The organism is Streptomyces sp. NPDC090022 (genome assembly GCF_044748145.1).
In the GTDB taxonomy this organism is placed as follows: Bacteria; Actinomycetota; Actinomycetes; order Streptomycetales; family Streptomycetaceae; genus Streptomyces.
Genome location: NZ_JBIVFN010000034.1, coordinates 14180 through 38722, shown reverse-complemented (window position 1 = coordinate 38722; position 24543 = coordinate 14180). Strand labels below are relative to the sequence as shown.

Here is a 24543-nt window from a genome sequence, read left to right as displayed (position 1 = left end):
TGCGTGATCATCCACTCGGAGTACCGGAGCGACAGCCCGCAGCGACGAGACCGAGACCGCAGCACCACCCGCAGCACCACCCGCACGCACAGCCACGCCACGCCCCTGCCACACCCCTGCCACGCCCCGCCCACCGTCACAGCCGCCCGCGCCCGCGTCCTGGAGGGAAGACCGCGGATGTCCCCGCCTCCGCCGCCTCTCGGCCGCGCCCGCAAGCGGGATGCCCAGCTCTTCGACCCGGCCCTGTGCGACACCGAACTGGTCGACGTCCGCTCCCAGTTCTCCCAGGGCCGCTGGTCCAGGGCACGCGCCCTGCTCACCGCCACCGGAGACGACTGGGACCGCCGCGGCCACCGCCTCGTCGTCCTCGCCGAGGCCCCCGCCGCCACCGCGTGGGCCCGCGAATGGCTGCTCACCGAACCCGAGAGCGCCGACGCGACCACCCTCCTCGCCTGCGCGGCCGTCTTCGACGCCCTGCGCCGCAAGGGCACGCCCGAGGCCGCCGACGAGGCCTGCCGCCGCGCCGCCGCCCTGTTCCCCGCCGACCCCACCCCCTGGCTCGGCCTGCTCCTGCTCTCCCGCGTCTTCGGCTCCGAGGAGGAGTTCACCCGCCACTTCGACCAGGTACGGGCCCGCCACCGCGAGCACCACCACGCCCACCACCTCATGGTCGCCAAACTCGCCGAACGCACCCCCGGCACCGGCCACGACCCCCTCCACGAGGTGTACGACTTCGCCGCCTGGGCCGCCGAGGAGTCCCCGGCCGACTCCCCGCTCGCCGTCCTCCCCGTCATCGCCCACGCCGAGCGGTACCGCGTCCTCGCCGCCGCGCACGGCCGCACACCCGACGGAGCGGGCGGCGCCACCCAGCACTGGTCCGGCCGCCGCGCCCGGCAGGTGCTGCGCGCCGCCTTCGACTGGTGGCTGGAGTGGGAGCGCGAGGACCACCCCCGCAACCGGGTCGACCTCAACTTCCTGGCCCACGCCAAGCTCTGCGAGGGCCGCCCCGCCGAGGCCGCCGCCCTCTTCCACCGCATCGGGCGGCACGCCACCCGCGCCCCCTGGTCCTACCCCGACCTCGACCCCCACAAGGCCTTCCTCGCCGCGCGCAGTGCCGCGCTCGGCTCCGCCTGAACCCCCGCGACCTGCTGAACCTCCGCGACCCCCGAACCTCCGCGACCCCCGAAAGGACCACCCGCCATGGCGACGGGCAGATCCACCACGCTCCACCCCGCGGCCGAGATCCGCACCTACAAGGGCCAGGACCGGGCCCTGCGCGCGGGCCGCCTCGGCACCGCGGGCCTGCTGCTCTCCGTACTCGCCGCCAGCGCCCCCCTCATGGTGGTCGCCGGTGTGATGCCCACCACCTTCGGCGTGATGGGCGTGGTCGGCCAGCCGCTGCTGTTCGTCGTCCTCGGTCTGGTCCTCGCCCTGTTCAGCATCGGCTACGCCGAGATGAGCCGGCACGTCCACAACGCCGGCGCCTTCTACGCGTACATCGCCCGGGGCCTGGGACCCACCGCGGGCGCCGGCGCCTCCCTGGTCGCCCTCGTCGCGTACAGCGCGATGCAGGTCGGCGTCTACGGCATCCTCGGCTTCGAGATCTCCGGCATCTTCGCCACGTACCTGGACCTCCGCGTCGCGTGGTGGATACCCGCCCTGCTCGCCGTCGCCGTGACCGGCGCCCTCGGCTGGCTCAAGATCGACCTCAATGCCAAGGTGCTCGGCGTCCTCCTCCTCATCGAGTGCGCCCTGGTCGTCGTCTTCGACGTCGCCGCCCTCGCCGAGCCCGCCGCCGAGGGCCTCTCGCTGCGCGCCTTCAACCCCGAGACCCTCAGCGGCGCCGGTCTCGGCACCGCCCTGTGCTTCTGCATCGCCGCGTTCGTCGGCTTCGAGCAGTCCCCGGTCTACGCCGAGGAGACCAGCAAGCCGCACATCGTCGTCTCCCGCGTGATGTTCCTCGCCGTCGGATTCGTCGCCCTCTTCTTCGCCTTCAGCGCCTGGGCCCTCACCGTCGCCACCGGCCCCTCCGAGGTGGTCAGGACGGCGGCCGACGCCGGACCCGCCCTGCTCTTCCAGCTCACCGAGACCCGCCTGGGCACCGGCTTCACCGACGTCCTGCACGTGCTCTTCGTCACCGGCATGTTCGCGGCCATGCTCAGCTTCCACAACGTCGTCGCCCGCTACGCCTTCGCCATGGGCCGCGAGGGCCTGCTCCCGGCCGCCTTCGGCCGTACCAACCCCGGCACCGGCGCCCCCGGCACCGGATCCCTGCTCCAGACCGTGATCGCCACCGTCGTCGTGCTGGCCTTCGCGCTCACCGACGACATGCCCGCCGGCGACCCCACCACGCCCGTGCTGCACCTGTTCACCTGGATGGGCAGCGTCGGCGCGCTCGGCGTGACACTTCTCATGGCCGCCGCCTCCTTCGCCGTCATCGCCTTCTTCGTGCGCCGCGGCACCGCCGGCGCGCAGATCTGGCGCCTGGTCGCCGCCGGCGCCGCGGGCCTGGCCCTCCTCGCCATCGCCGTGTACACCGTCAAGGACTTCGGTGTCCTGGTCGGCGCCGCCGAGGGCTCCGCGCTGCCCTGGGTGCTGCCCGGCATCATCGGTACGGCCGCCGTACTGGGCCTGGCGTACGGCGCGGTGCTGCGCGCCCGCAAGCCGGAGGTCCACGCGCACATCGGCCTGGGGAACGAGGCGTTCCGCCTGGACCAGGCCGCGACCGCGACCGAGGCGGACACCCGCACCTGACCTTGGTACCGGTCTCCACGAAGGCCCCCGGCACCCTTTTCGAAGGGCGCGGGGGGCCTTCGCGTTCGATGGCCGGTTTGGCGCCGACTGCCTGCCGTGGTCTCCTGGTGCGAACAAAATTCACCGGGCCGCAACACGGGGGACACCATCCCGCTCCTCCGCGGGCGTCCGGCCTGCCTGTCCGATCCACGAAGGCGAAGTCATACATGAGTGACCGCACCCTGACGAAGGCCTCGGCCGCGTCGGCCAAGCCGTCGGCATCCGTCCACGTCGACGCCGGCGACGAGGGCTACAGCAAGGACCTGAAGTCCCGCCACATCAACATGATCGCGATCGGCGGGGCGATAGGCACCGGCCTGTTCCTGGGTGCCGGAGGCCGCCTCGCGGGCGCCGGTCCCTCCCTGGCCATCGCGTACGCGGTGTGCGGCGTCTTCGCCTTCTTCGTCGTCCGGGCGCTCGGTGAGCTCGTCCTGTACCGCCCCTCCTCCGGCGCCTTCGTCTCCTACGCGCGCGAGTTCATGGGGGAGAAGGGCGCCTACACGGCCGGCTGGCTCTACTTCCTGAACTGGTCCACCACCACCGTGGCGGACATCACGGCCGCCGCGACCTACGCCCACTTCTGGGCCATGTTCAGCGACATCCCCCAGTGGATCCTGGCGCTGATCGCCCTGGCCGTCGTCCTGACCGCCAACCTGATCTCGGTGAAGTACTTCGGCGAGATGGAGTTCTGGTTCTCGATCATCAAGGTCGCCGCCCTGGTCGCCTTCATGCTCGTTGGCATCTACCTGGTCGCCACCAGCCACCCGATCGACGGCCACACCCCGGGCCTGTCCACCATCACCGACAACGGCGGCCTCTTCCCGTCCGGCGTCCTGCCGATGCTCCTGGTGATCCAGGGCGTCGTCTTCGCGTACGCCTCCGTCGAGCTGTGCGGCGTCGCCGCCGGTGAGACCGAGAACCCCGAGAAGATCATGCCGAAGGCGATCAACTCGATCATGTGGCGCGTCGGCATCTTCTACGTCGGCTCCGTGGTCCTGCTGGCCCTGCTGCTGCCGTACACCGCCTACACCTCCGGCCAGAGCCCGTTCGTCACCGTCTTCGACAAGCTCGGCATCCCCGGCACCGCCGGCATCATGAACCTCGTCGTCCTGACGGCCGCGCTGTCCTCGCTGAACTCCGGCCTCTACTCCACCGGCCGCATCCTGCGCTCCATGGCCATGTCGGGCTCCGCCCCGAAGTTCACCGCCCGCATGAACAAGGGCAAGGTCCCCTACGGCGGCGTCCTCTTCACGGCCGCCTTCGGTGTCGCGGGCGTCGCCCTGAACTACTTCATGCCCTCCGACGCCTTCGAGATCGTCCTCAACCTCGCGTCCATCGGCATCCTGGGCACCTGGGCGATGGTCATGATCTGCTCGCTGTTCTTCTGGCGCCGCGCCCAGCGCGGTGAGGTCGAGCGCCCCGGCTACAAGCTGCCCTGGGCCCCGTACACGCAGATCGTCACCCTGGGCTTCCTGCTCACCGTCCTGATCCTCATGTGGTGCGACGGCGGCGTCGGCCGCACCACCGTGATGTTCCTGCCGGTCATCGCGGCCGCCCTGGTCGGCGGCTGGTTCCTGGTCCGCGGCCGGGTGGCGGAGCTCGCCGCCGCCCGCGACTGACGCCCCGTCCCGCGCACGAGGGCCCCGCGGCCGGTCTCCGGCGGCGGGGCCCTCGTACGTCCGCGTCCTGTACGTCCTGATGTCAGCCGGCGGGCGGGACGAAGGAGTCCAGCGCGGCGTCGAAGTACCCCCGGGCCTCGCCGGAGCGGCCCACCGGGGCCGACACCCACACGTCGTACAGCCTGTCCCGCTCCTCCCAGCAGACGTCGACCGTGCTCCGGGGGCCCTCGGCGGCCGAGTGGCCCTTCCAGGTGAACTCCCACAGCGCCGCGGGCAGCCCGTTGTGGGTCGTGGCGACGACCGAGTTGTCCCGGAACCCGGGGTAGTCACGCGCCCCGTTGGCATCGGCGCGGCGCATCACGCCGAGCGGCCCGCCGGGTTCCCGGGCCGTGATCTTGATCCCGATGCGCACCGACGCGTCCGGCGAGACGTACACCACGCGGATCCCGTCGAGGGTGCGCCGGTATCCGACGGGCACGGCGAGGGAGAACCCGTCCGGGTCGGCCACGGTCCGGTACCCGGGAGGCGCGGGCCGGGCGGAGGGGGGTGACGGCGCCGGAGCCGACGGAGCCGACGGCGCGGGCGCGGGCGCGGAGGGCTTGTCGTTCCCGCCGCCCTGGGAAGCACCGGGCGACGGCGTGGGCGTGGGCGACGGCGTGGCCGTGGGCGGCACCGTCGTCGCCGGGGCCACCGACCGCTGCTTCCCCTCCCCCCGGTCACCGAGCAGCGACACCGCGGTGACGGTGCCCCCGGCCACCGCGACCACCAGCGCGGCGATCAGCACCACCCGCACCCCGGGCCGCCGCCACCCCCCGCCGGCCGTTCCCGGCTCCGGAGCCGGCACGGTGGCCGACGGCGTGGCCGACCCCGCGGCCGACCCCGTCCCGCCCGACGGCCGGGCGACCCGCTCGGTCGGCGAATAGCCGGCCTCCGCCCCCACCCCCGCCCCGGCCGGCGGCACGCTCCCAGCACCCGCGCACGCCGACAGCAGCCGTTCCGCCGCCGCCGCGCCCAGCCGCTTGTGCGGATCGCGCTCCAGCAGCCCGCGCACCGCCGGCAGCAGCGGCCCCAGCTGCGCGGGCGGGCGGATCTCGTCGTACACCACGGCGTGCAGGACGCCGCCGATCGAATCACGGTGGAAGGGCGACTCGCCCGTGACCGCCGCGCACAGCAGCGCACCCAGCGACCACAGATCGGACGCCGGCCCGGCGGCCGCACCCTGCATCCGTTCAGGCGCGGTGTACTCGGGCGAGCCCACGAACGCCCCGGTCTCGCTGATGGTCGTGGACCCGGCCAGGCGCGCGATCCCGAAGTCGGTCAGCACCACCCGCCCGGTCTCCGCCTCCAGGAGCACGTTGGCGGGCTTGACGTCCCGGTGCAGCACCCCGCGGCCGTGCGCCGCGCCCAGCGCCCCGAGCAGCGCCAGCCCGATCCGGGCCGCCTCGTCCGGCGCCAGCGGCCCCCGGGCCACGAGCCGGTCGGCGAGCGAACCGCCCTCGACGAGCTCCATGACGATGCAGGGCAGGCCCTCGTGTTCCACGACGTCATGGACCACGACGACGTGCGGATGCCTGATCTGTGCGACGACCCGTGCCTCCCGCAGGGCGCCCATGGCCTGCGTACCCGCGTCGAGATGGAGCTCCTTGACGGCGACCGGCCGCCCGAGCAGCTCGTCGGTGGCCCGCCAGACGGTCCCCATCCCGCCCCGCCCGAGCCGCTCCAGCAGCCGGTAACGCCCCCCGACCACCGCACTGTTCCCCGCCCCGCCCAACCCCACCCGGTCCCCCCGTCCACCATCCACGGGGCCATGATGCCCACACCCCGGCCCGGCCGATGCCCGGAAATGCAGAAAACCCCAGATGAACTGGGGTTTTCAGTGGTGTCCGAGGGGGGACTTGAACTCTCCACTCGGGCACCAGCCTGTAGGCGTTCTGACCTGCGGGAATGCCTGTCGTGGCAGGGGTTCAGCAGTCCTGCGCTTCCTGTCTTTTCCTGCTGTTTCAGGCCGTCTCCGGACGCTGTTGGTCACCCGTTGGTCACGTGCCCAACCTGACCAGGACGGGCGATCTCGCCCGCTCGATCAGGCCTTTTCGATGGTCTCGAAGATGTCGGCGTCGGTCTCCTGCTGCCACTTCGGTAGGTCGGGCCAGTCGGCCACGTACCCCGGCTTGGGGTCCTCGAAGTGCTTGAACATCTGAGCGGTCCAGCACGTCGCGACAAACCGACTCTTCTGCTCGCGGGACAGCCTCGATGCATGCCCGCCGCTGATCTCGATGAACTGCCGGACCTGCTCGTAGACCGAACCCGCGGCCTCGCGCTCCCACTGCGGGGTGTCGTCCCAAGGCGTCACGTACCCGGCCTTCGGTTCCCCCGGGAAGTGCTGGTGCACTCCGGCGATCCAGGCTTCCCGGAACACTCGTGCACCTTCGGTCTGCGACATGCCAACCCCTCTCGTCATGGCGTGCTGAGCGCGGCGATCTCCGCCCCCAGCTCCGCTACGCGGTGGTCCCTGCTCAGGGGGCCGAACTCGTCGCACAGGGTCTGGAGTCTACGGGCGACGTATCCGGAGGAAGAGGCTCGGGCCAGGAGCAGGGCTTCCCGGCCGTACGCGACGACGTGTTCGGGGTCGCGCCGCTTGGCCCCGATGGCGGCGAGATCGGTCAGGACGGCGCCGCGCCGCCGGTAGGACTGGCCGGATGCAAGGGCGGTCTGCTCCAGTGCCCGCCGCAACGCCTCCTCCGCCAGGTCGAGCCGTCCGAGCTGGACGTAGCGGGCTCCCCGTTCCTCGGCCAGCCGCGTCCCGTCGAACCGCAGCCACCCGCCGTTGGTACTGCCCGCGCTCAGGTCCATGACGTGCTCCGCCTGGTCCAAGGCGCGCTCGCATGCGGCGAGGTCGCCCAGGCCGGCGTACGCCTCCGCCTGGACGGCGGCGACCCAGTGCCGCGTGGCGAGGTTGCTGTCACCTCGCCCGGCCAGCCGCTCAGCGGCTCCCAGGACCTGGGCCGCCTGCCGGTAGCGCTGCTCCGACATGTCCACGTAGGCGTGCCGGACGAGTGCGCACGCCCACAGGTCGTAGGCTCCGGCGTCCCTGCTGACAGATGCTGCGAGGGCGTAGGAGGCTGCCGCGTCGGTGTACCGGTTCGCGTCGAAGGCAACTTCCCCGGCCAGTTGGAAGAGGTCGGCTGCCGCGCTCAGGAGCGGGCGGGAGTTGCCTCGGGTGTCGGCCGCGAGGGCTTCGTTCAGGGTGGTCAGTTGGTCGCGGACGATGGGGTAGACGGACCCCTTGGACCGGGCCAGTTGGTAGACCTGCCAAAGGTGGCTGTTCATCTGCGCGAAGTCGCCGGGTGCGCCCCTGAGGACCCCGTCGGAGAGGGCTTCCGCCTCGTCCAGCGGCAAGGCGGTCAGCGCCCCGCTGACGGTGAGGATGCGTAGGAATTCGCGGCGGATCACTTCGTCTGGGTCTCCCACGCTCGGGTGGTCACTGGGCTGTTGGCATCCGGTCGTGCGGCTTACGGCTCGTGGCTGTGTCAGAAGGGCATCCAGCTCTTGAAGGCTCACTTCGAGGGCGGCTGCCAAGCCTGGCCGCTGAGGCGGCTGCGGTGCGATCTTGCCGCTCTCCCAGCGTCCGACCGTTGTGCGGTCCACGCCAAGTAACTCGGCCAATTTCTCCTGACTGTAACCCAGGGTCTTGCGCCGCTCGGCCAGTCCCATGACGCCCCTCTTCCCGTGACCTGAACCCACGGCGTTCCCGTGCACGGATGTGCCTCAAGAGTGCCGCATTGATGCCGTGGAGGGCTCGGACTCCCCGCGCTTTCCTTGGTGTTGTCGCAAACGGGCACGGGGGCAAACCTGCGGAAGGGTGCGGACATGGCAACGGAGAACGGCATGGCGCGTGATGGTCTCAGTTCTTCTCAGGCCATGGACCTCGGAGCTGACACCCGCGTCCTCATGACGCTTCGCGTGTCCCGTGATTCGGGTCGTACCTGGCAGCAGAGCACGAGTGTCCGGGAGGGCGACCCGTTCGTCATCCTGTCCGATCCGGGCCGATACCCCCCGTGCGGGTGCGCCCGCTGTACGGGCCGCCAGTCGCTGTCCGCCACGTCGCTCCGCCCGGCTGACATCGAGCCGAGGACGGCATGATGTCCGGCTTAGCAGCCTGGCTGCTCCGCCGCTTCGGCCGGTACGCCGGTCCCCTCTACGTGGCGATGGTCCTCGGCGGTACGGCCCTGTTCCTTGCCGGCACGTTTGCGACTCGGTAGCAGCCTCAGGCTGCTGCCCTCCCTTCTTCCCGCCAGGTTCCTGGCGGGAGTTCCCGAGTAGAGAGGTAAGTCCGATGGTGGAAGAGAACACCGGTTCGGCGGCCCCCGAGGGAGGTGGCCTGCTCGTCGCGAAGCGCAAGATCGCGGCTGCGCGGACGCGTGCCGAGCAGGAGTCCGACGTCAGTAGCGGCCGTTCCGACGGCAACGACTAGCGGGGCTGCCCACGATGCTTGATGCAGCCTCGTGGGCGGGGCGTCTGGGCGGGGACACGTTCCTCGCCCAGACGTACCACCGCTCCTACGCGCACTTCCCCGGCACCGCCGACACAGCGGGCCTGTTCTCCTGGGACGACCTCAACCGGATCATCGCCACGCAGCGACTGGAACCACCCCGGCTGCGCCTGTCGGCCGACGGCGAGATGGTCCCCCTTCACCGCTACGCGATCCCGACCACGAACCGCCGCGCGGTCACCTGGTCCCGCATTCAGCCGGCCGACTTCCACGCCCAGCTCAAGGACGGTGCGTCGCTGGTCCTCGACGCGGTCGAGAAGATCCACCCGGCTGTGGGTGCGGCTGCCGAAGGTCTCGAACGGTTCCTCGGCACGTCTGTGCAAGCCAACGCGTACGCGTCCTGGACCGACCGGGAGGGCTTCGGCCTGCATTGGGACGACCACGATGTCGTGGTGGTGCAGGTGCATGGCTCGAAGCGGTGGCGCTTGTACGGCTCCACGCGCGAGGCCCCGACCTTCCGGGACGTGGAGTCGCCGGAGAGGCCCGGGGGTGACCCGGTGGCGGACATCGTTCTCGTCCCCGGTGAAGTGCTCTACCTGCCGCGAGGCTGGTGGCACGCGGTCACGGCTGACCAGGGTACGGAGTCGCTCCACCTGACGTTCGGCCTGGTGCCGCACACGGGCGCGGACCTCATGCTCTGGGTCGTCGATCAGCTCCGGTCATCCCTCGCGCTGCGCAGGGACATCCCGCGGTTCGCCTCACTGAGCGAGCACTCCGCCTTCATCGCCGCGCTACGTGGCGAGTTGCTGAACGAACTGGCCGATCCCCGGTTGGTGGAGCGGTGGGCTGAGTCCATCGACACGACCGACCTGGGGCACGCGATTCCCTCGCTGCCCTATGTGGACGGGCTGCCCGCACGGCCGGAGATCACGGTCAAGTTGACCGCCCCTCGGGGCCGTCTGACGGCAAACCCCGCCCACAGCACGGTCACGTTCTCGGCGGCCGGTACCGCCTGGGACTTCACCGAGTCGGCCGCGCCCGTCCTCGGCGCGCTGCTGACCGGTCAGCCGACCACGCTCGGCGAGATGGCCGACTCCGCCGGACTGGAGATCAAGGTCGTGGCCGAGTTGGTCTCAGCCCTCATCGAGGGCCATGCCGTCGCGGTCGTGGGGACCGCGCTGTGACCGCCGCTCTCTCCCTGGGGACATACCGCGTGCGTGCCGTCAGTCAAGCGGCACGCACCGCCCTGGCTGCCGGTAGCCCCTGGGTGGACACGGCACCCAACTACGCCCACGGTCGGGCGCATGAGGAGTTGCGCCCGGTTCTCGGGGAGTACCCGAGTGTGCGGGTAGCTACGAAGACGGGGTTCTTCACGGAGGCGCAAGGCCGCACCGCCCTGGCTGAGGGTGTACTCACCCAGGAAGAGGCGGCCAGCCGGCACAGCCTTGAACCGGGCTTCGTCTACTGGCAGACGGAGCGCTCGTTGGCCATGCTCGGCCGCGTGGATCTGGCGTTCGTGCACAACCCCGAACACCACGGGCACTGCCTTGACCGGGCTGCTCTGCACCGGCGTATGCGGGAAGCCTTCACGGCGTTGGAGGAGTTCGCCCATGCAGGCAGGATCGGCGGGTACGGCGTCGCTACCTGGACGGGCCTGACCTCCGAAGCGTTCACGGTTCCCGAGTTGCTCGCGCTCGCCCGACAGGCGGCGGGCTCCACCCAGCACCATTTCACGGGGTTGCAGATGCCCGTCAGCCTGATCATGGATGACCTGATCAGGCAGGCACTCGACGGCGGCGGACCGCTGATGCAGGCGAAGGATGCAGGGCTGATCACGTTCGGCTCCGCTCCTCTGCATGGTGGCGAACTACTGGAGGCCATGACACCTGAACTGGTGAACTTCATCCGCCCCGGCCTGTCGGCCGCAGCCGCTGCCCTGTTGGCTGCCGGATCGTGCCCCGGCCTCGATGTCGTGCTGACTTCCGCGAGCACGGGCGAACACTGGGACGATGCGGCGCAGGCTCTGGCTGCGCCCCTGACGGCCGATGAACTAAGGAGGGTGACCGATGAACTCGCCGCCGAGTGAGGACGTACAGACCCTGATGGAGGCCGCTCACGACCGGGCGGCCAAGGCTCTGGGTCTCACATGCACGGGCCCGCTGGTGTGGGGCTTCCAGGGTTTCACCCTCGGTCGGCAGGCCGGGGACCGGTGGCTCCGGGTAAGCCGGACCGCTGAGAGGAACGCAGGCAGGAAGCAGGGGGAGGGCATCGTGGGGGCCTCCTTGCTGGTGCCTGACGCTGTCCCGCGACCGCGCCTGCACGAGGTGTACGACTGGACCGACGGCGAGTGGGCCTTCGAGGCCGAAGTCCTCGGCTACGTGACACATCCCGTCGTGTCCCCGGAGCGGGCCGACCTGCACCACGACCCCCACTTGCCTGACGAGTGGTGGGCCGACCTGCGCCGAGCCCTGGCCCTGCTCACTGGGGCGGAGGGGGTGAGGGCCACTGTCCGGGACGGGTGGATCGAGCGCGCCTTCCCCCAGTTCCTCGGCATCCCTGCCCCTGCCAAGGTGGAGCGGGTGACCGGTCACGGTGACCTGCACTGGGGCAACCTCACGACCATGCCCCTGATCCTGCTGGACTGGGAGCGGTGGGGCCTAGTGCCCTACGGCTACGACGCGGGCCTCCTCCATGCCAACAGCCTGCTCGTTCCCGACGTGGCGGAGCGCATCCGGCTGGAGTTCGCTTCGGTCCTGGACACCCCTGCCGGCCGAGTCGGAGAACTCGCCGCCCTGGCGGAGATGCTGCAAGCCGTAGCCCGTGGCTGGTACCCGGACCTGGCCCCGCGCCTACTCGCTCGCGCGGAGTCACTCACGGGCGTTCGGCCACCGGTTCCGGTGCACTCGGAGGTCAGCGCCTGACAGGCCCGTGGAATGACAGCGGCCCCCGACGCGATGCCGGGGGCCTGCCTGTGTCCGTGTGCGCCCGCCTCAGGCGCTCTCTCCGAGGTGGCGGTACAAGGTGGCACGCCCGATTCCCAGGGCCTTAGCGATGGACGTGACGCTCTCCCCCTTGCGGTGCCGGGCACGGGCCACGGCCAGCTTGTCGTCGTCCACGACGGTCGGACGCCCACCGACGTTGCCCTTGCGGGCCGCAGCGTCCAGCCCTTCCAACGTCTTCTCCCGGATACCTTCCCGCTCCACCTCGGCACTCACGGCGAGCACGGCGAACACGATGGCACCTGCCCCGTTCGGGTCGTAGACGCCTTGAAGGGGACCGGACAGGAGTTCCAGTTGGATGCCGTCCGCCTGAAGCGTGGACGACAGCGTCATCAACTCTGCCGCACTCCGAGCAAGCCGCTTCATCTCGGCGACGGTCAGGATGACCGGCTGATTCGGCGCGGCTGCCTTGATCTCCCCTGCCAGCGTGAGTGCCTTCTCCAACTCCGGCCGCTCCTTCACACGGGTACTGATCTTCTCCGAGAAGACGCGGGTGCAGTCGGCACGGGCGAGCATGTCCAATTGTGACTGGAGTTCCTGCCCGACCGTGGAGCAACGGGCGTAACCCAGTCGGATCGCTGCGCCCGGTATCGCGTCGGATGCCTGCGGAACGGGAGCGCCTGCCGTCCATACCTTGCCGGGGTTACGGTCGGCCGGAGTCTTCACGGTCAGTTCCGCCTTGAGCGCGGCCACCAGGGCGAAGCGCCCCGTGTGATAGTTCGCCGCCACCTTGCCCGTGGTCGTACGGCAGGGACTACCGGCGGGAGCGTCGCACTTCGGGCAGTCGTGACGTTCGACCTGTGCGGCCGGGGTGTTCATGGTCATGACGAGACCGTCCCATAAACGTATCCCGAAAGATAGACTGAGCGGCGATGTTTCGGGACGGGTTTCGAGACATTCGGGCAGGGGCGAAACGGACATGTCCCGACCCTGGTCCAACCGTCTCGATAACGAAGGTTTACGAGACGTCCTGGTTGTACCCCCCGCCATCGGGTTTCTGCTCCAGCCCTATGAGGCTGAGGATCTCGTCCACTTGCTCCTCGCTGAGCCTGGGTGCTCGTGCCAGCCAGTACTCCAGCCATTCGTTCTCAGTCATGGCAGAACAACGCCGTCAGCGCCATAGTCGTCACGCCCGTGACCAACTGCCACGGCCGAGGGGTGGGGGTATGACCCCCGAAGGGGGCCTTGCTCGACCGCCATGTCTTAGCAGCTCTGATTCCGCCACGGTTCCAGGGGCGTTCCGAGCCGGCTCTCCGCTGGCGCAGGACTGCGTTCTCCCTGGTCAACGCGGGTCAAGGGTCGAGGCCGGTGTCATGCTCGATTGGTCGATTCGTGCGCCACTTTTCGATCTCCGGCTTCAACAAGGTGCCGATCAGATCGCCGAGGTAGAGGCCCCTCTCGTACGCCATGCGCTCCAGGTCTTGGCGCTCGGTCTTGGCCAGCGTGACGTACTCCAGGACGGCTTCCTTCCGCTGGTAGCCGCAGCACAGGGCCCGCGTGCAGGAGTTCTTCGCGGGTCGGACCTCCTCCGACGTCCACGGAAGATAGAGGTAGCGCTCCAGCTTTTCTGCGCACCGCTGGACTTCGACGTGTTTCTCCGCTCGTCGTCGGGGTGTGCGCTCACGGCCATAGTGGTGTTGGAACCAGTGACGTCGAGCAGAGTCCTGTATCTCCCGCTGCACCTGGGCCACGCGGTCTTTGATCCCCTCAACGGTACGGAGTGGGAGCAGGTTCCTCGCGAAGGCCTCTTTCGGGTAGGCGTATTGCAGCTTCATGTCTCGCTGCCACTCGGCGGCGTTCTTCCAGCTCTTCCACCGGTTGCACTTGTCGCAGGCCGGCACCAGGTTCCACCAGACGTCTCGCCCGTGGGCACCCGCCAATGGGGCTTCGTGCTCCAGGGTCTCGGACTGCGCCTCGTTGCAGTACACACAGCGACGCCGGTTCGCCAGCAGGACCATAATCCACACCCAAAGGTCTTGACTCCCACGGTCCTTGCTCAGCACCTCTTGCCCAGTCGCCGCCATCCCCACCCCTCAGCCGTACGGTCCGGCGGCATCGTACGAGGAGGCACTGACAGGCGGCGCCCCTGTGTGTGGGCGGTTGAGGCCTCGCCACCGCTTCCGCTGGTTCCGTTGGCGGTGCTGTTGCTCTTCGCCGCAAGCCGACGGCCAGCCACGCGGCGATGTGGGCAGCGCAGCCAGATTGTCGCCTCGTCGACCCGCAGCGGCTCAAGAATTCATGGGTGCAGATGTGCGCAGATCTATATCGTCGGGAAGGTGACTGCACCCCTGGAAGATCCAGCAGCGGACGAGGTGGCGATCCGCCGCCTCTTCGGAGACGGGTTCGTCGACTGGGTCCTCGCTGTCGATGGCCAACCTATACGCACACCCGATCAACGCTCGGTCGCGACGCTCGTTCACCGGGCTTCGCGCGGGGCCATACCGGAAGGCGTGCCGGTACCCGCCTACCTCCGGCTCAGCCACCTTGCGATGATCAACCCTGACACGGGCAAGACCTTGCTTAACGAACTCCGACTGGCGTCGGGTGGTGCGGAACCGGTACTCCCTGAACCACCGGATGACATGGTGCTGGCCGCTCTGCACGTATGGGCAGCAGAGAACTTTGGAGGCCTCCTTCTAGGGGAAGGCGGATTCTCCCTCGGATGGGGAGGCCAAGCCAGGGAGCGTATGACTCGGGCCATCGCCGAGGACCCGGCCTTGCCGTTCACCATCGAATCCGCACCTATGGACGGGCTGTTCCACATCACCAGTGCTGGCACTGGTGGCGGCCTCCAGCTCGCAATATTGGGACCGGGCATCGTCGCGGCCGCGTTTCGCCACGCCTCAATACGGCGTGTGGGAGCACCGAAACTGGACGACCTACTCGACGAACTTCCCGCAGCGCTCAACGCCGCACGAGAGCTCTACGCGGGGAAGGCTGTCCACACGCTAGCCCTGGCGGGGCTTTCTGGAGTCCTCCTACCCGAAGAGAAGCAGGAACTTTCTGCCCCCTGGGGCAGGGTGCGCGTAACCCTCGACAGCGACAATCGTCACGTCGACAGCCTGCGCGACCTCACCAGCATGTCGCTTCCCGACGGATCGCAACTTGTCAGCCGAGGCACAGGTGATCTGACCGTAGAAACGTCGGTCCCGTGGGTCTCGAAGTTCACTAATCCGCCCACCGAGGGCGAGTTCCCATCCGGCATCTCGTCGACAAGCTGCAGCCATCTTGAGCGCCGGGTTCAAGATGTCCGGCTCGCCTTCGCCCTGGCTATGGAAGACCCACACTTGCCGCCGCTACTACCAACTTGGGCGAAAGTCGAAAACCCCATTGCGGATTCGACAGGTTCCACGATGACAGAGATCGCCAGGCTGCGTCAGAGGACGCCAACGCGCCTGTCGGTCGAGCAAGCCGAGGAATGGGAACGATGGATCGCAGTACTGGACGGTCTAGCGCTTGAGAATCTCGGCCACGCGTCGCAGCGACTCCTCCGCGCGATCACTGAACGACAGGATCCCGTCGACGCCCTCGTAGACGCTGTCATCGTCTGGGAATCCATATTCGGCACACACAGTGAGATCACTTTCCGTGTTTGCGCCTCACTGGCACGGCTCCTCTGTCAGACGCTCGAAGCGCGCCTCGCCTTCATGAAGCAGGCCAAGGGTGTCTACACCATGCGGAGCAAGATTGTTCACGGGGCCAGCGACGTCAGAATGGAGAAGATCAGCGAGTCCCGCGATGTAGCTGTGCAGGTAGCGATCGCTGCACTTCGTACTGTGCTGCGGGATCGACCCGACCTCTTGGCGTTTACTGACAGCGGCAAGCGGAGCGAGCACATCATGCTTGAGTAGATCACCCTCTGCCCCTGCGCGCCTGGCCGGGATAGCACCGTCGGGCTCGCTTATATAGGGTCCCGCTGCCGGGCGCGGAGCGCCCCACCTGGCAAACTCCTAGACTTGCCGATGCCGGCCCCTGTGGGGCCGTCGTGTTGAAGTGTCTTCGCTCTATGGCGGCCTCCGGCCGCCCCTTACCCGGCTCTTTGCTGCGGCCTCCTCGTCAGGTGGGGCGCTGTCGCGCCCCGGCTCCCGTTCGCCGATGCCTACGTACGTAAACGGCTTCACTGTCGGCCCCGTTGGGGCCGCCCAGGCGTGGACGGCTTCGCGATGTGGCGACCTGAGGCCGCCCTTGGGCTATCTCCCCATGCCCTGCCATCGACGTACTCGAAGGCTCATCAAGAGAGATAGAGAGAGGGCAACGCATTGCCCCAGCTCACAGGGTTGTAGCGACACATGACGTATGCCTTCCAGCCCGGCATCGACACATCCCGTATGTCACTGCTCCCACTGAGCAGCTTGGGGCCGGCTGGGTTGATCACGACCTGGTGTTCGCCCGCGACGGCTTCAAGCTGTACCGAGGGGAGGCAGGCGGCCCCCAGGACCCCGAAAAGGTGTCGGCACGGTGGCGCACGCTCCGGACCCGGTTGCACCTGCCGGAAGAGTTCCGGATTCACGACTGGAGGCACAGCAAGGTCACGAATGACCTGGAGGCCGGGGAGAACCCGGTAGAGGTCTCCGCGAACGTCCGGCACCACTCGCCGGGCTACACCATGGCCCGGTACGGGCACTCACGGAAGGACGGAGCGCGGAAGCTCGCCGCCTCCGGAGCGGGCCGACTCGGCCTGTCATCCCTGGTCTGACCTGGGGAATCGCTGGGCCGTTGGTCACGTGGTTGGTCACGCCACCGCCCAGAAAAGCAGAAAACCCCACATGAAGTGGGGTCTCAGCTGGTGTCCGAGGGGGGACTTGAACCCCCACGCCCGATAAAGGGCACTAGCACCTCAAGCTAGCGCGTCTGCCATTCCGCCACCCGGACAAGGTGTCTGTCTCGCGTCCCTCGCGGGCCGCTCCGACGAAGAGAACATTACCAGGGATTCGGAGTGCCCCGATCACGGGGATGTCCGCAGGCCGTCGGCCGGGTATCCCCTTGGGGAGACCGGTTCCGGGGGTGAGGATGGAGGGAAGGCCGGGAGCGGCCAGTCGATCACTGGGAGGAAGCAGCGTGAGCGAGTCGAGCACGGGCAGGACCGTCACCGGCGAGGACGAGGTCGTCGACCTCTGCCGTGACCTCATCCGGATCGACACCAGCAACTACGGCGACCACTCCGGTCCCGGTGAGCGCAAGGCGGCCGAGTGGGTCGCCGAGAAGCTCGCCGAGGTGGGGCTGGAGCCGCAGATCTTCGAGTCGCACAAGGGCAGGGCCTCGACGGTGGCCCGCATCGAGGGCGAGGACCCCTCGCGGCCGGCGCTGCTGATCCACGGCCACACGGACGTCGTGCCGGCCAACGCGGCCGACTGGACGTACGACCCGTTCTCCGGCGAGATCGCCGACGGCTGCGTGTGGGGGCGTGGCGCGGTCGACATGAAGGACATGGACGCGATGACCCTGGCGGTCGTCCGCGACCGGATGCGCAGCGGCCGCAAGCCGCCCCGCGACATCGTGCTGGCGTTCCTCGCCGACGAGGAGGCGGGCGGGCTGTACGGGGCCCGCCACCTGGTGGACAAGCACCCCGGGCTCTTCGAGGGGGTGACGGAGGCGATCGGCGAGGTCGGCGGCTTCTCCTTCACCGTCAACGAGAACCTGCGGCTCTACCTGGTCGAGACCGCCCAGAAGGGCATGCACTGGATGCGGCTCACCGTCGAGGGCACCGCGGGCCACGGCTCCATGACCAACACCGACAACGCGATCACCGAGCTGTGCGAGGCGGTCGGCCGGCTCGGCCGCCACCAGTGGCCGGTACGGGTCACCAAGACCGTACGGTCCTTCCTCGACGAGCTCTCCGACGCGCTCGGCACGCCGCTGGACCCGGACGACATGGACGAGACGCTCGCCAAGCTCGGCGGCATCGCCAAGATGGTCGGCGCCACCCTGCGCAACTCCGCCGCGCCGACCATGCTGGGCGCCGGCTACAAGGTCAACGTGATCCCCGGGCAGGCCACCGCGCACGTGGACGGCCGCTTCCTGCCGGGCTACGAGCAGGAGTTCCTGGCCGACCTCGACCGGATCCTCGGCCCGCGCGTCAAGCGCGAGGACGTCCACGGGGACAAGGCCCTGGAGACGGACTTCGACGGCCGCCTGGTCGATGCCATGCAGAGTGCCCTGGGGGCCGAGGACCCGATCGCGCGCGCGGTTCCGTACATGCTCTCCGGCGGTACCGACGCCAAGTCCTTCGACGACCTCGGCATCCGCTGCTTCGGCTTCGCCCCGCTGCAGCTGCCGCCCGAGCTGGACTTCGCCGGCATGTTCCACGGGGTGGACGAGCGGGTTCCGGTGGACGGCCTGAAGTTCGGCGTACGGGTGCTCGACCGGTTCATCGACGAGGCCTAACGGCCGGGAATCGGGAAAGTGTGCGCATTCCACTGAGAAGAGTGAATGCGCTCATACGCTCGTAGCCCTGGTGGGACCTCCTCGTTACAGGTGGTGCGGTCCGCGGCTGGGACCGCATTGCCTACTAGGAGGAACAATGATCAAGAAGGTTGTCGCTGCCGCGGCCGCCACCGGTGGTCTGGTGCTCGCGGGTGCGGGCCTGGCTGTCGCCGACGCCGGCGCCCAGGGTGCGGCCGTCGGTTCCCCCGGCGTGCTCTCCGGCAACGTCGTCCAGGTCCCGGTCCACATCCCCGTGAACGTGTGCGGCAACACGATCAACGTGGTCGGCCTGCTGAACCCGGCGTTCGGCAACGTCTGCATCAACAACTGACGCAAGCGAAGTCCCGGGCCCCGGAACGCACTCCAGCGTTCCGGGGCCGTCGGGCATTTCGGCATTTCTCCATCTTTTCGACGTCGGTTGTGACGGCGTTGCGCACATGAGCAGAGCAGGGGGAGAGATTCAGTGATGCGACGAGAGGTCGCCAGGAAGACGCTGATCACCATGGCGGCGGCGGGCGGAGTGCTCGCGCTGGGCGGGGGGTACGCGAACGCGCACGCGAACGGCGGGTCCGGGGCCTCGGCCCACGGACGGACCGCGAACTCCCCGGGCGTGCTGTCCGGGAACACCGTCCAGGCCCCGGTGGACGCACCGGTGAACGTGTGCGGGAACACGGTCGACGTGGTCGGCCTGCTGAACCCGGCGTTCGGCAACCACTGCGGGAACCACGGGGGTGGCAGTGGAGGCGGAGGCGGCAAGCCGAAGCCGGGTCAGCCGGGGCACCCGGGTCAGCCCGGGCACCCGGGGCACCCGGGCGGGCCTGGTGGGCCGGGTAACCCCGACGACTGCGAGCCGGGGCACCCCGGCCACCCGGGTCACCCGGGCAACCCCGGTACCCCGGGGCATCCGGGGAACCCCGGCAATCCGGGTACGCCCGGCAACCCGGGTAACCCGGGTACCCCCGGCAACCCTGGGACTCCTGGGACTCCTGGGAACCCCGGTACGCCGGGTCAGCCCGGTACGCCGGGCAACCCTGGCACGCCCGGTAACCCCGGTAACCCCGGTAACCCCGGGCAGCCCGGCAACCCCGGCACTCCCGGGCAGCCCGGTACGCCGGGTGGTCCCGGGGGGAACCCCGGTACCGGTGGGGCGATGACGCCCGTGACGCACCCCGGCGGGACCGGCACCGGAACGGGGACCGGGACCGGACCCGGGAGCGGGGAGCTCGCCGAGACCGGGGGCGGCGGTGCGCTCGGCGTGGCCGTCCCGCTCGCCGGCGGGATGCTGCTCGCCGGTGCCGTGCTCTACCGGCGCGCCCGCGGGGCGCACGGCGACGCCGTCTGACGGCAGCCCATGACGCGGGCCCCGTCCGACCGGGGCCCGCGTTCGCCGAGCGGCCCGCGGCCGCCCCGGCTACCAGGTGGCGCGGACCTGACGGATGATCCGGCGGCGCAGCCGCACACGGCGACTGCCGTCCCGGAGCAGCGTCAGCCGGTCCAGCTCCCAGTTCCCGTACTCGGCATGGTCGGTCAGCAGGCGGGTCGCCTCCTTGCGAGGCACCCCGCGCGGCACGTACACGTCGACAAATTCGTATTCCGGCATCGCATCTATTGTGCGGGCACGGGCCCGCTACGGATAGCGTCTGCACTATGTCTGATGCCGCTCTGCCCACCGTTGCCGAGGTACGCGCCGCCGCCGAGGCGGTCAAGGCCGCGCTGGACCGTCACCTGGCGGCGGTCGAGAGCCGCTCCGGGGCCAAGGACCCGGCCGTCCAGGCCGCGTTCAACGAGCTCGCCGCGTCGGCCGAGGCGTACGACGAACTCCTCTACGAGGCGTACGACGAGGTCATCCCCTTCGAGATCCCGGACACCGAGGACGGTGTCCCGTACACCGGACCGGCCGAGCCCACCGCCTTCAGCGTGCTGATCCGCCGCGACTACTCGGTCGCGGAACCGCAGCGGCTGATCGCGCAGGCGGAGCGGGTCGCCGCGCACGACCGTGACGCCGATCTCCTCCACGACGGCGGCACGGCGGGCGCGCTCGGAGTGCTCTTCGGGGAGTACGAGGCGGACGAGATCGCCACGCGCTACAAGGAGTTCGGGCTGGAGGAGGGCGACTCCACGCTCTGGGTGGCGGCACTGGAGGAGGTCCCGGAACCGGGGGAGTGGCTGGCCGCGCCCTTCGACCAGGCCGACCCCGAGACCGTGCTGCACCGCTTCGACGTCAGCGCCGTGTTCGACGACGAGCCGTACGACGACGACCGTGACGACCACGACGAGGACGGCCACGACGATCACGACGGTCACGATCACGACGACGACGGTCTGGAGCTGGCCGCCGAGCGCTGACGTCCGCGCCGGTGGCCGCCTGCGCCCTGCGGGGCAGCAGGCGGCCGTCGGCTCCGGCTACGACTGCTGCTGCGCGCCCTCCTCGGCCGCCGCCGCGGCCATCAGCGTCCGCAGCAGGCCCGTCAGCCGGGTGGTCCGGGGCCTCGGCAGCACCTCGGCCACCGCGCGCGGCAGCGCCTGGTCCACGCCGTGCACGACGGACAGGTGCCGCTCGGCCCGGCCGAACGCCGTGTAGACCCAGTCCCGCGACAGCGCGTCCGCCGCGTCGCCCGGCAGCACCACGACCACGGCCGGCCAGCGGCTGCCGACGGCCTGGTGGGCGGTCATGGCCCAGCCGTGCCGTACGGCCTGCTCCACCCGGTCCTTCGGTACGACGACCCGCCCGCCCGGGGCTCCGGCGCAGTCGAGGTGCAGCCCGTCGGCGTCGGCCGAGACGACCCGGCCCGGCAGCGCGCGGCCGGGGGCGGGCACGTAGACGATCCGGTCCTCCGGGTCGAACCCGCCGAACCGGCCGGGGCCGGGGTTGAGGCGCTCCTTGAGTGCGGCGTTCAGCGCGCGGGTGCCGGCGGCCCCGCCGTGCCCGGGCGTGATCACCTGCACGCCCTCCGGCGGGAGGCCGAAGGCACGCGGCACGGACTCGGAGACCAGCTGCACCGTGCGGTGCACGGCCTCGCCGGCGTCGCGCACCGGGACGATGACGACCTCCTTGCCGGGGGCCTCCACCTGGTAGAGCTCGCCGATGCCCACGCCGGAGACCAGCTCGCCGATCGGGCCGGGGTCGGGCGTCCGGGAGACGAGCTGCGGGCAGGCGCGGGCGGCGAGCACGTCGGCGAACACCCGCCCGGGGCCGGCGGATCCGAGCACTGCGGGGTCCCCGGACAGCACCAGCCGGGCGCCGTCCGGTACCGCTTCGACGAGCGCGGCGGCGGTCTCGACGTCGAGCTGCGGCGCGTCGAGGACGAGGAGCAGGTCGAGCGGGAACTGGCCCTCGCCGTCGCGCCCCGGACCCTCGGTGCCGGTCAGCAGCCCGGCGACGGTGGCGAAGCCGTCCGGAGCGCCCTGGCCGTCCTGGCCGTCCGGGCCGTCCTGGCCGTCCGGGGCGCCGTGGCCGGCGGCCAGCCGGTCGCGGCCGGCCGCGGTGTGGGTGGCCAGCCAGGCGCGCAGGCCCAGGTCACGGGCGGCCGCGAGCAGGGCCAGGGACTCGGCGCGGGCGGCCTCGCCGCCGGTGTGGGTGACCAGGCCGTGGGCGGCCGCGGCACGGACGAGTTCGGCGGCGGACCGGGTCGGGGCCGCGTCGGCCGCCTTCGCCCATGCGGCGGGGTCGCCGGCGGCGGCCTCCGCGTCGAAGGTGTTGATCAGCCGGGCCAGCCCGTCGGCCAGGCTCTCCTCGGCCAGCGCGGCGCCCTCCAGGCCGACCAGCAGGCGTACGGGCTGCTCCTCGCCCTCGGGGACGGGGTCGCCGACGGGCTCCGGGAAGACCAGCACCGTGCCGTCACCGATGGTCTGTTCGAGGGCCTCCTCGGGGTCGGGTACGGCGTACTGCGCGAGCGCGCCGTGCAGGACCGGGGCCTCCAGCGCGGTGTGGCCCTTGAGGGCGGCCTGGGCCAGCAGCCAGCCGACGAGCGCGGTGGTGCGGCGCCCGTCGCCCGGGCCGGCCGCGGCGCCGAGCAGGGCCCGGGCGAACCCGTCGGCCTGGGCGGGCCGCACGCCGGTGACGGCCAGCAGCCGCCAGGGGTCGTCCGCGAGCTCCGCCGCCGCGCCTTCGCCTAGGGTCTCGGCGGCGCGGAGCGCCAGCGCCTCGGGGGCTCCGCCGCGGGTCAGGACGGCCCGTACCGCGTCGACGGTCCCGGCGGCCGGGGCGGCGGGTCCGGGGGCGGGGGTGGTGGGGACGGTACGCGCGGGAGCCGCGGCGGCGGCCCGGCGGGCGGGCGCGGCCGGGGCCTCGTCGAAGTAGACCGAGGGCTTCTCGCCGCTCTCGACGGCCCGTACGGCGGCCAGCAGATCGGCGGCCCGGCCGCTGAGCTTGGCGCCCGCCTCGATCGGCGCGGTCCGCTCGGCCTTGCGCCGCGCGATCCGCTCCCGCTCCACCTTCTGCGCGGCCAGCTCGGCCTCGGCCTCACTGAGCCCACCACCGTCACCACCGCCCGCCGCGCCGCCGCCGGCAGCCGCGTGGCCGCCAGCCGCGTCGCTGTCCGCCGTGTCGTCGCCGTCCGCTGCGCGGTTGCCGGCGGCCGCGTGGCCGGCAGCCGCGTCGCTGTCCGCCGTGTCGTCGCCGTCCGCTGCGCGGTTGCCGACAGCCGCGTCGCCGGCGGCCGCGTGGCCGCCAGCCGCGTCGCTGTCCGCCGTGTCGTCGCCGTCCGCCGCGTCGCTGTCCGCGTCGTCACTGTCGGCCGCGCCGTCCCCGGCCCGCTCCGATCCCGGGCCACCGGCGCCGCTGTCGGCGGCGCCGGTGCCGGCAGTCGCGTCGCCGTCCGTCATGTCGCCACTGTCCGCCACGTCGTGGTCCGTCGCCTCGCCACCGTCTGCCGCGCCGCCAGCGCCCGCCGTTTCGTCGTCGGCAGCCGACGCGTCGGCGCCCGTCGCCGCCACGCCACCGGCGCCCTCCGCTGCCCCGCCGGCCGCGTCGGTGGTGGTGCCGGCACTCGACCGGGCGCCGGTGCCGGGCGCGGGCGGGGTGTCCTCGGGCCGCGGACCCGGGGTCCCGTCCCCGTCCCCGTGCGCCTCCCCGGGCGCACGCCTGGCGTCGGCGGTCTCGGCCTCCCCGGAGGCACGCGTGGCGTCGCCCGTCGGGGGTGGGGTGTCCGCCGTCGCGGGGGGCGCGTCCGTGCGGTCCGTGCTCACAGGGTGCTCCAGTCCTGGTCGGGGTAGCGGTGCACGGGCGCCGATACGTCGTCCAGCGCCTGGCAGATCTCCTCGGGAAGACTAAGGGCCTCCACCGACAACGCCTCGCTGAGCTGCGCCGACGTCCGCGCGCCGACCACCGGCGCGGCCACGCCCGGACGGTCGCGCAGCCAGGCCAGGGCCACCTGGAGCGGGGTCACCGCCAGGCCGTGGGCTGCCGTGACGACCGCGTCGACGATCCGGCCCGCCGCCTCGTCCAGGTACGGGTCGACGAAGCCCGCCATCCGTTCCGACGCGGCCCGCGAGTCCGCCGGGGTGCCGTCCCGGTACTTGCCCGTCAGCACCCCGCGCCCCAGCGGCGACGACGGGAGCAGCCCCACGCCCAGGTCCAGCGCGGCGGGCAGCACCTCCCGTTCCACGCCCCGCTGGAGCAGCGAGTACTCCATCTGCGTGGCGGCCAGCCGGGTCCGTACGCCCGGCGCCGCCAGCTGCCACGTCGCCGCCTTCGCCAACTGCCAGCCGCAGAACCCCGCCACCCCCGCGTACCGCGCCCGCCCGCTGCCGACCGCGATGTCCAGTGCCTGCAGGGTCTCCTCCAGCGGGGTCGCCGGGTCGAAGGCGTGGACCTGCCACAGGTCGACGTAGTCCGTGCCCAGCCGCGCCAGCGACGCGTCCAGCGCCGCCAGCAGGTACCCCCGCGAGCCGTCCACCCGCCGGTCGGGATCGCGTACGCTGCCCGCCTTCGTCGCCAGCACCAGGTCCCGCCGCGGGACCAGGCCGCCGACCAGCCGCCCGAGCAGGTACTCCGCCTCGCCGCCCCCGTACACGTCCGCCGTGTCCACCAGGGTGCCGCCGGCCTCCCAGAAGGTCTTCAACAGTCCGGCCGCGGCCTCCTCCCCGGTGTCCCGGCCCCAGGTCAGGGTGCCGAGGCCGATCCGGGACACGCGCAGGCCGGTGCGGCCGAGATGCCTCTGCTCCATGAGCGCTGAGACTACTGGGGCACTGACGGATGGGACCCTGGCGCGCTACAGTC

At 71.0% G+C, this 24543-nt stretch carries 21 protein-coding genes, 1 tRNA gene and 1 pseudogene; 13 read left to right on the top strand and 10 right to left on the bottom strand.

Features of this window, described 5'->3' with window-relative positions:
• Positions 1-177 precede the first annotated feature (177 nt).
• From ACIPXB_RS34335 to ACIPXB_RS34325, 3 genes are all read left to right on the top strand, one after another.
• The gene (locus tag ACIPXB_RS34335) at positions 178-1134 is read left to right on the top strand and encodes a hypothetical protein (protein ID WP_401456441.1); all 957 of its coding nucleotides are present in this window, start codon (positions 178-180) and stop codon (positions 1132-1134) included.
• Positions 1135-1200: 66 nt separating this feature from the next.
• Positions 1201-2754: an APC family permease gene (locus ACIPXB_RS34330; RefSeq protein WP_401456438.1), complete on the top strand. Its 1554-nt coding sequence runs from the start codon at positions 1201-1203 to the stop codon at positions 2752-2754.
• A gap of 206 nt (positions 2755-2960) precedes the next feature.
• Positions 2961-4412 (top strand): amino acid permease, encoded by a 1452-nt coding sequence (locus ACIPXB_RS34325; RefSeq protein ID WP_401456435.1) that lies wholly within the window; start codon positions 2961-2963, stop codon positions 4410-4412.
• A gap of 82 nt (positions 4413-4494) precedes the next feature.
• Here ACIPXB_RS34325 and ACIPXB_RS34320 read toward each other — a convergent pair whose 3' ends face one another.
• From ACIPXB_RS34320 to ACIPXB_RS34310, 3 genes are all read right to left on the bottom strand, one after another.
• Positions 4495-6111: a serine/threonine-protein kinase gene (locus ACIPXB_RS34320; RefSeq protein WP_401456518.1), complete on the bottom strand. Its 1617-nt coding sequence runs from the start codon at positions 6109-6111 to the stop codon at positions 4495-4497.
• A 381-nt stretch (positions 6112-6492) separates the two neighbouring features.
• Positions 6493-6852: a hypothetical protein gene (locus ACIPXB_RS34315; protein WP_361939627.1), complete on the bottom strand. Its 360-nt coding sequence runs from the start codon at positions 6850-6852 to the stop codon at positions 6493-6495.
• A 14-nt stretch (positions 6853-6866) separates the two neighbouring features.
• Positions 6867-8123, bottom strand: coding sequence for a helix-turn-helix transcriptional regulator (locus ACIPXB_RS34310; protein WP_401456433.1), 1257 nt, complete (start codon positions 8121-8123; stop codon positions 6867-6869).
• A 622-nt stretch (positions 8124-8745) separates the two neighbouring features.
• On the opposite strand from ACIPXB_RS34310, the gene ACIPXB_RS34305 reads away from it, so the two are divergent.
• The 4 genes from ACIPXB_RS34305 to ACIPXB_RS34290 all read left to right on the top strand — a co-directional run bounded on the left by ACIPXB_RS34305 (position 8746) and on the right by ACIPXB_RS34290 (position 11822).
• Positions 8746-8883, top strand: coding sequence for a hypothetical protein (locus ACIPXB_RS34305; protein ID WP_361939621.1), 138 nt, complete (start codon positions 8746-8748; stop codon positions 8881-8883).
• Positions 8884-8897: 14 nt separating this feature from the next.
• The gene (locus ACIPXB_RS34300; RefSeq protein WP_401456430.1) at positions 8898-10085 is read left to right on the top strand and encodes a JmjC domain-containing protein; all 1188 of its coding nucleotides are present in this window, start codon (positions 8898-8900) and stop codon (positions 10083-10085) included.
• Positions 10082-10987 carry an aldo/keto reductase gene (locus ACIPXB_RS34295; protein ID WP_401456427.1) on the top strand — a complete coding sequence of 302 codons (906 nt, stop codon included), beginning with the start codon at positions 10082-10084 and terminating at the stop codon, positions 10985-10987. The genes ACIPXB_RS34300 and ACIPXB_RS34295 overlap by 4 nt, the downstream gene beginning before the upstream one ends.
• Positions 10988-11189: 202 nt before the next feature.
• The gene (locus ACIPXB_RS34290; protein WP_401456426.1) at positions 11190-11822 is read left to right on the top strand and encodes a hypothetical protein; all 633 of its coding nucleotides are present in this window, start codon (positions 11190-11192) and stop codon (positions 11820-11822) included.
• 69 nt (positions 11823-11891) lie between these two features.
• Here the strand turns inward: ACIPXB_RS34290 and ACIPXB_RS34285 are convergent, their stop codons facing one another.
• The 3 genes from ACIPXB_RS34285 to ACIPXB_RS34275 all read right to left on the bottom strand — a co-directional run bounded on the left by ACIPXB_RS34285 (position 11892) and on the right by ACIPXB_RS34275 (position 13858).
• Positions 11892-12725 (bottom strand): recombinase family protein, encoded by an 834-nt coding sequence (locus ACIPXB_RS34285; RefSeq protein ID WP_401456425.1) that lies wholly within the window; start codon positions 12723-12725, stop codon positions 11892-11894.
• 133 nt (positions 12726-12858) lie between these two features.
• Positions 12859-12996, bottom strand: coding sequence for a hypothetical protein (locus tag ACIPXB_RS34280; RefSeq protein ID WP_401456422.1), 138 nt, complete (start codon positions 12994-12996; stop codon positions 12859-12861).
• A 196-nt stretch (positions 12997-13192) separates the two neighbouring features.
• A complete protein-coding gene (locus ACIPXB_RS34275; RefSeq protein WP_401456420.1) occupies positions 13193-13858 on the bottom strand; it encodes an HNH endonuclease signature motif containing protein in 666 nt (221 codons plus the stop codon).
• Between the two features lie 318 nt (positions 13859-14176).
• Between ACIPXB_RS34275 and ACIPXB_RS34270 the strand changes: the two genes are divergently transcribed.
• Complete coding sequence (locus tag ACIPXB_RS34270) at positions 14177-15751, top strand: hypothetical protein (RefSeq protein WP_401456419.1); 1575 nt, start codon at positions 14177-14179, stop codon at positions 15749-15751.
• A gap of 933 nt (positions 15752-16684) precedes the next feature.
• Here ACIPXB_RS34270 and ACIPXB_RS34265 read toward each other — a convergent pair.
• Positions 16685-16772 (bottom strand) — tRNA-Leu (locus ACIPXB_RS34265).
• A gap of 186 nt (positions 16773-16958) precedes the next feature.
• Between ACIPXB_RS34265 and ACIPXB_RS34260 the strand changes: the two genes are divergently transcribed.
• From ACIPXB_RS34260 to ACIPXB_RS34245, 4 genes and pseudogenes are all read left to right on the top strand, one after another.
• Positions 16959-18284, top strand: coding sequence for a M20/M25/M40 family metallo-hydrolase (locus tag ACIPXB_RS34260; RefSeq protein ID WP_401456417.1), 1326 nt, complete (start codon positions 16959-16961; stop codon positions 18282-18284).
• 136 nt (positions 18285-18420) lie between these two features.
• Entirely contained in the window at positions 18421-18654 is a 234-nt protein-coding gene (gene chpH / locus ACIPXB_RS34255; RefSeq protein WP_401456415.1) for a chaplin ChpH, read from the top strand.
• Between the two features lie 135 nt (positions 18655-18789).
• Positions 18790-19035: pseudogene (locus ACIPXB_RS34250) on the top strand (chaplin); the annotation flags it as partial.
• A 438-nt stretch (positions 19036-19473) separates the two neighbouring features.
• Positions 19474-19665 (top strand): hypothetical protein, encoded by a 192-nt coding sequence (locus ACIPXB_RS34245; protein ID WP_401456526.1) that lies wholly within the window; start codon positions 19474-19476, stop codon positions 19663-19665.
• A 69-nt stretch (positions 19666-19734) separates the two neighbouring features.
• On the opposite strand, the gene ACIPXB_RS34240 is transcribed toward ACIPXB_RS34245, so the two are convergent.
• The gene (locus ACIPXB_RS34240) at positions 19735-19923 is read right to left on the bottom strand and encodes a DUF5703 family protein (RefSeq protein ID WP_030163089.1); all 189 of its coding nucleotides are present in this window, start codon (positions 19921-19923) and stop codon (positions 19735-19737) included.
• Between the two features lie 47 nt (positions 19924-19970).
• On the opposite strand from ACIPXB_RS34240, the gene ACIPXB_RS34235 reads away from it, so the two are divergent.
• Positions 19971-20669 (top strand): hypothetical protein, encoded by a 699-nt coding sequence (locus ACIPXB_RS34235; protein WP_401456413.1) that lies wholly within the window; start codon positions 19971-19973, stop codon positions 20667-20669.
• A gap of 57 nt (positions 20670-20726) precedes the next feature.
• Here ACIPXB_RS34235 and ACIPXB_RS34230 read toward each other — a convergent pair whose 3' ends face one another.
• Positions 20727-23510, bottom strand: a complete 2784-nt coding sequence (locus tag ACIPXB_RS34230; protein WP_401456411.1) for an ATP-binding domain-containing protein — start codon at positions 23508-23510, stop codon at positions 20727-20729.
• Complete coding sequence (locus ACIPXB_RS34225; RefSeq protein ID WP_401456408.1) at positions 23507-24490, bottom strand: aldo/keto reductase; 984 nt, start codon at positions 24488-24490, stop codon at positions 23507-23509. The genes ACIPXB_RS34230 and ACIPXB_RS34225 overlap by 4 nt, the downstream gene beginning before the upstream one ends.
• Between the last annotated feature and the right edge of the window lie 53 nt (positions 24491-24543).

Bases quoted from the DNA above. Each gene is read 5' to 3' on its own strand.
- ACIPXB_RS34275 (WP_401456420.1), bottom strand. From the start codon at position 13,858: ATGGTCCTGCTGGCGAACCGGCGTCGCTGTGTGTACTGCAACGAGGCG.
- ACIPXB_RS34315 (WP_361939627.1), bottom strand. From the start codon at position 6,852: ATGTCGCAGACCGAAGGTGCACGAGTGTTCCGGGAAGCCTGGATCGCC.
- ACIPXB_RS34285 (WP_401456425.1), bottom strand. From the start codon at position 12,725: ATGACCATGAACACCCCGGCCGCACAGGTCGAACGTCACGACTGCCCG.
- ACIPXB_RS34300 (WP_401456430.1), top strand. From the start codon at position 8,898: ATGCTTGATGCAGCCTCGTGGGCGGGGCGTCTGGGCGGGGACACGTTC.
- ACIPXB_RS34320 (WP_401456518.1), bottom strand. From the start codon at position 6,111: ATGGGGACCGTCTGGCGGGCCACCGACGAGCTGCTCGGGCGGCCGGTC.
- ACIPXB_RS34280 (WP_401456422.1), bottom strand. From the start codon at position 12,996: ATGACTGAGAACGAATGGCTGGAGTACTGGCTGGCACGAGCACCCAGG.
- ACIPXB_RS34330 (WP_401456438.1), top strand. From the start codon at position 1,201: ATGGCGACGGGCAGATCCACCACGCTCCACCCCGCGGCCGAGATCCGC.
- ACIPXB_RS34305 (WP_361939621.1), top strand. From the start codon at position 8,746: ATGGTGGAAGAGAACACCGGTTCGGCGGCCCCCGAGGGAGGTGGCCTG.
- chpH (WP_401456415.1), top strand. From the start codon at position 18,421: ATGATCAAGAAGGTTGTCGCTGCCGCGGCCGCCACCGGTGGTCTGGTG.
- ACIPXB_RS34225 (WP_401456408.1), bottom strand. From the start codon at position 24,490: ATGGAGCAGAGGCATCTCGGCCGCACCGGCCTGCGCGTGTCCCGGATC.
- ACIPXB_RS34240 (WP_030163089.1), bottom strand. From the start codon at position 19,923: ATGCCGGAATACGAATTTGTCGACGTGTACGTGCCGCGCGGGGTGCCT.
- ACIPXB_RS34245 (WP_401456526.1), top strand. From the start codon at position 19,474: ATGACGCCCGTGACGCACCCCGGCGGGACCGGCACCGGAACGGGGACC.
- ACIPXB_RS34325 (WP_401456435.1), top strand. From the start codon at position 2,961: ATGAGTGACCGCACCCTGACGAAGGCCTCGGCCGCGTCGGCCAAGCCG.
- ACIPXB_RS34310 (WP_401456433.1), bottom strand. From the start codon at position 8,123: ATGGGACTGGCCGAGCGGCGCAAGACCCTGGGTTACAGTCAGGAGAAA.
- ACIPXB_RS34335 (WP_401456441.1), top strand. From the start codon at position 178: ATGTCCCCGCCTCCGCCGCCTCTCGGCCGCGCCCGCAAGCGGGATGCC.
- ACIPXB_RS34235 (WP_401456413.1), top strand. From the start codon at position 19,971: ATGTCTGATGCCGCTCTGCCCACCGTTGCCGAGGTACGCGCCGCCGCC.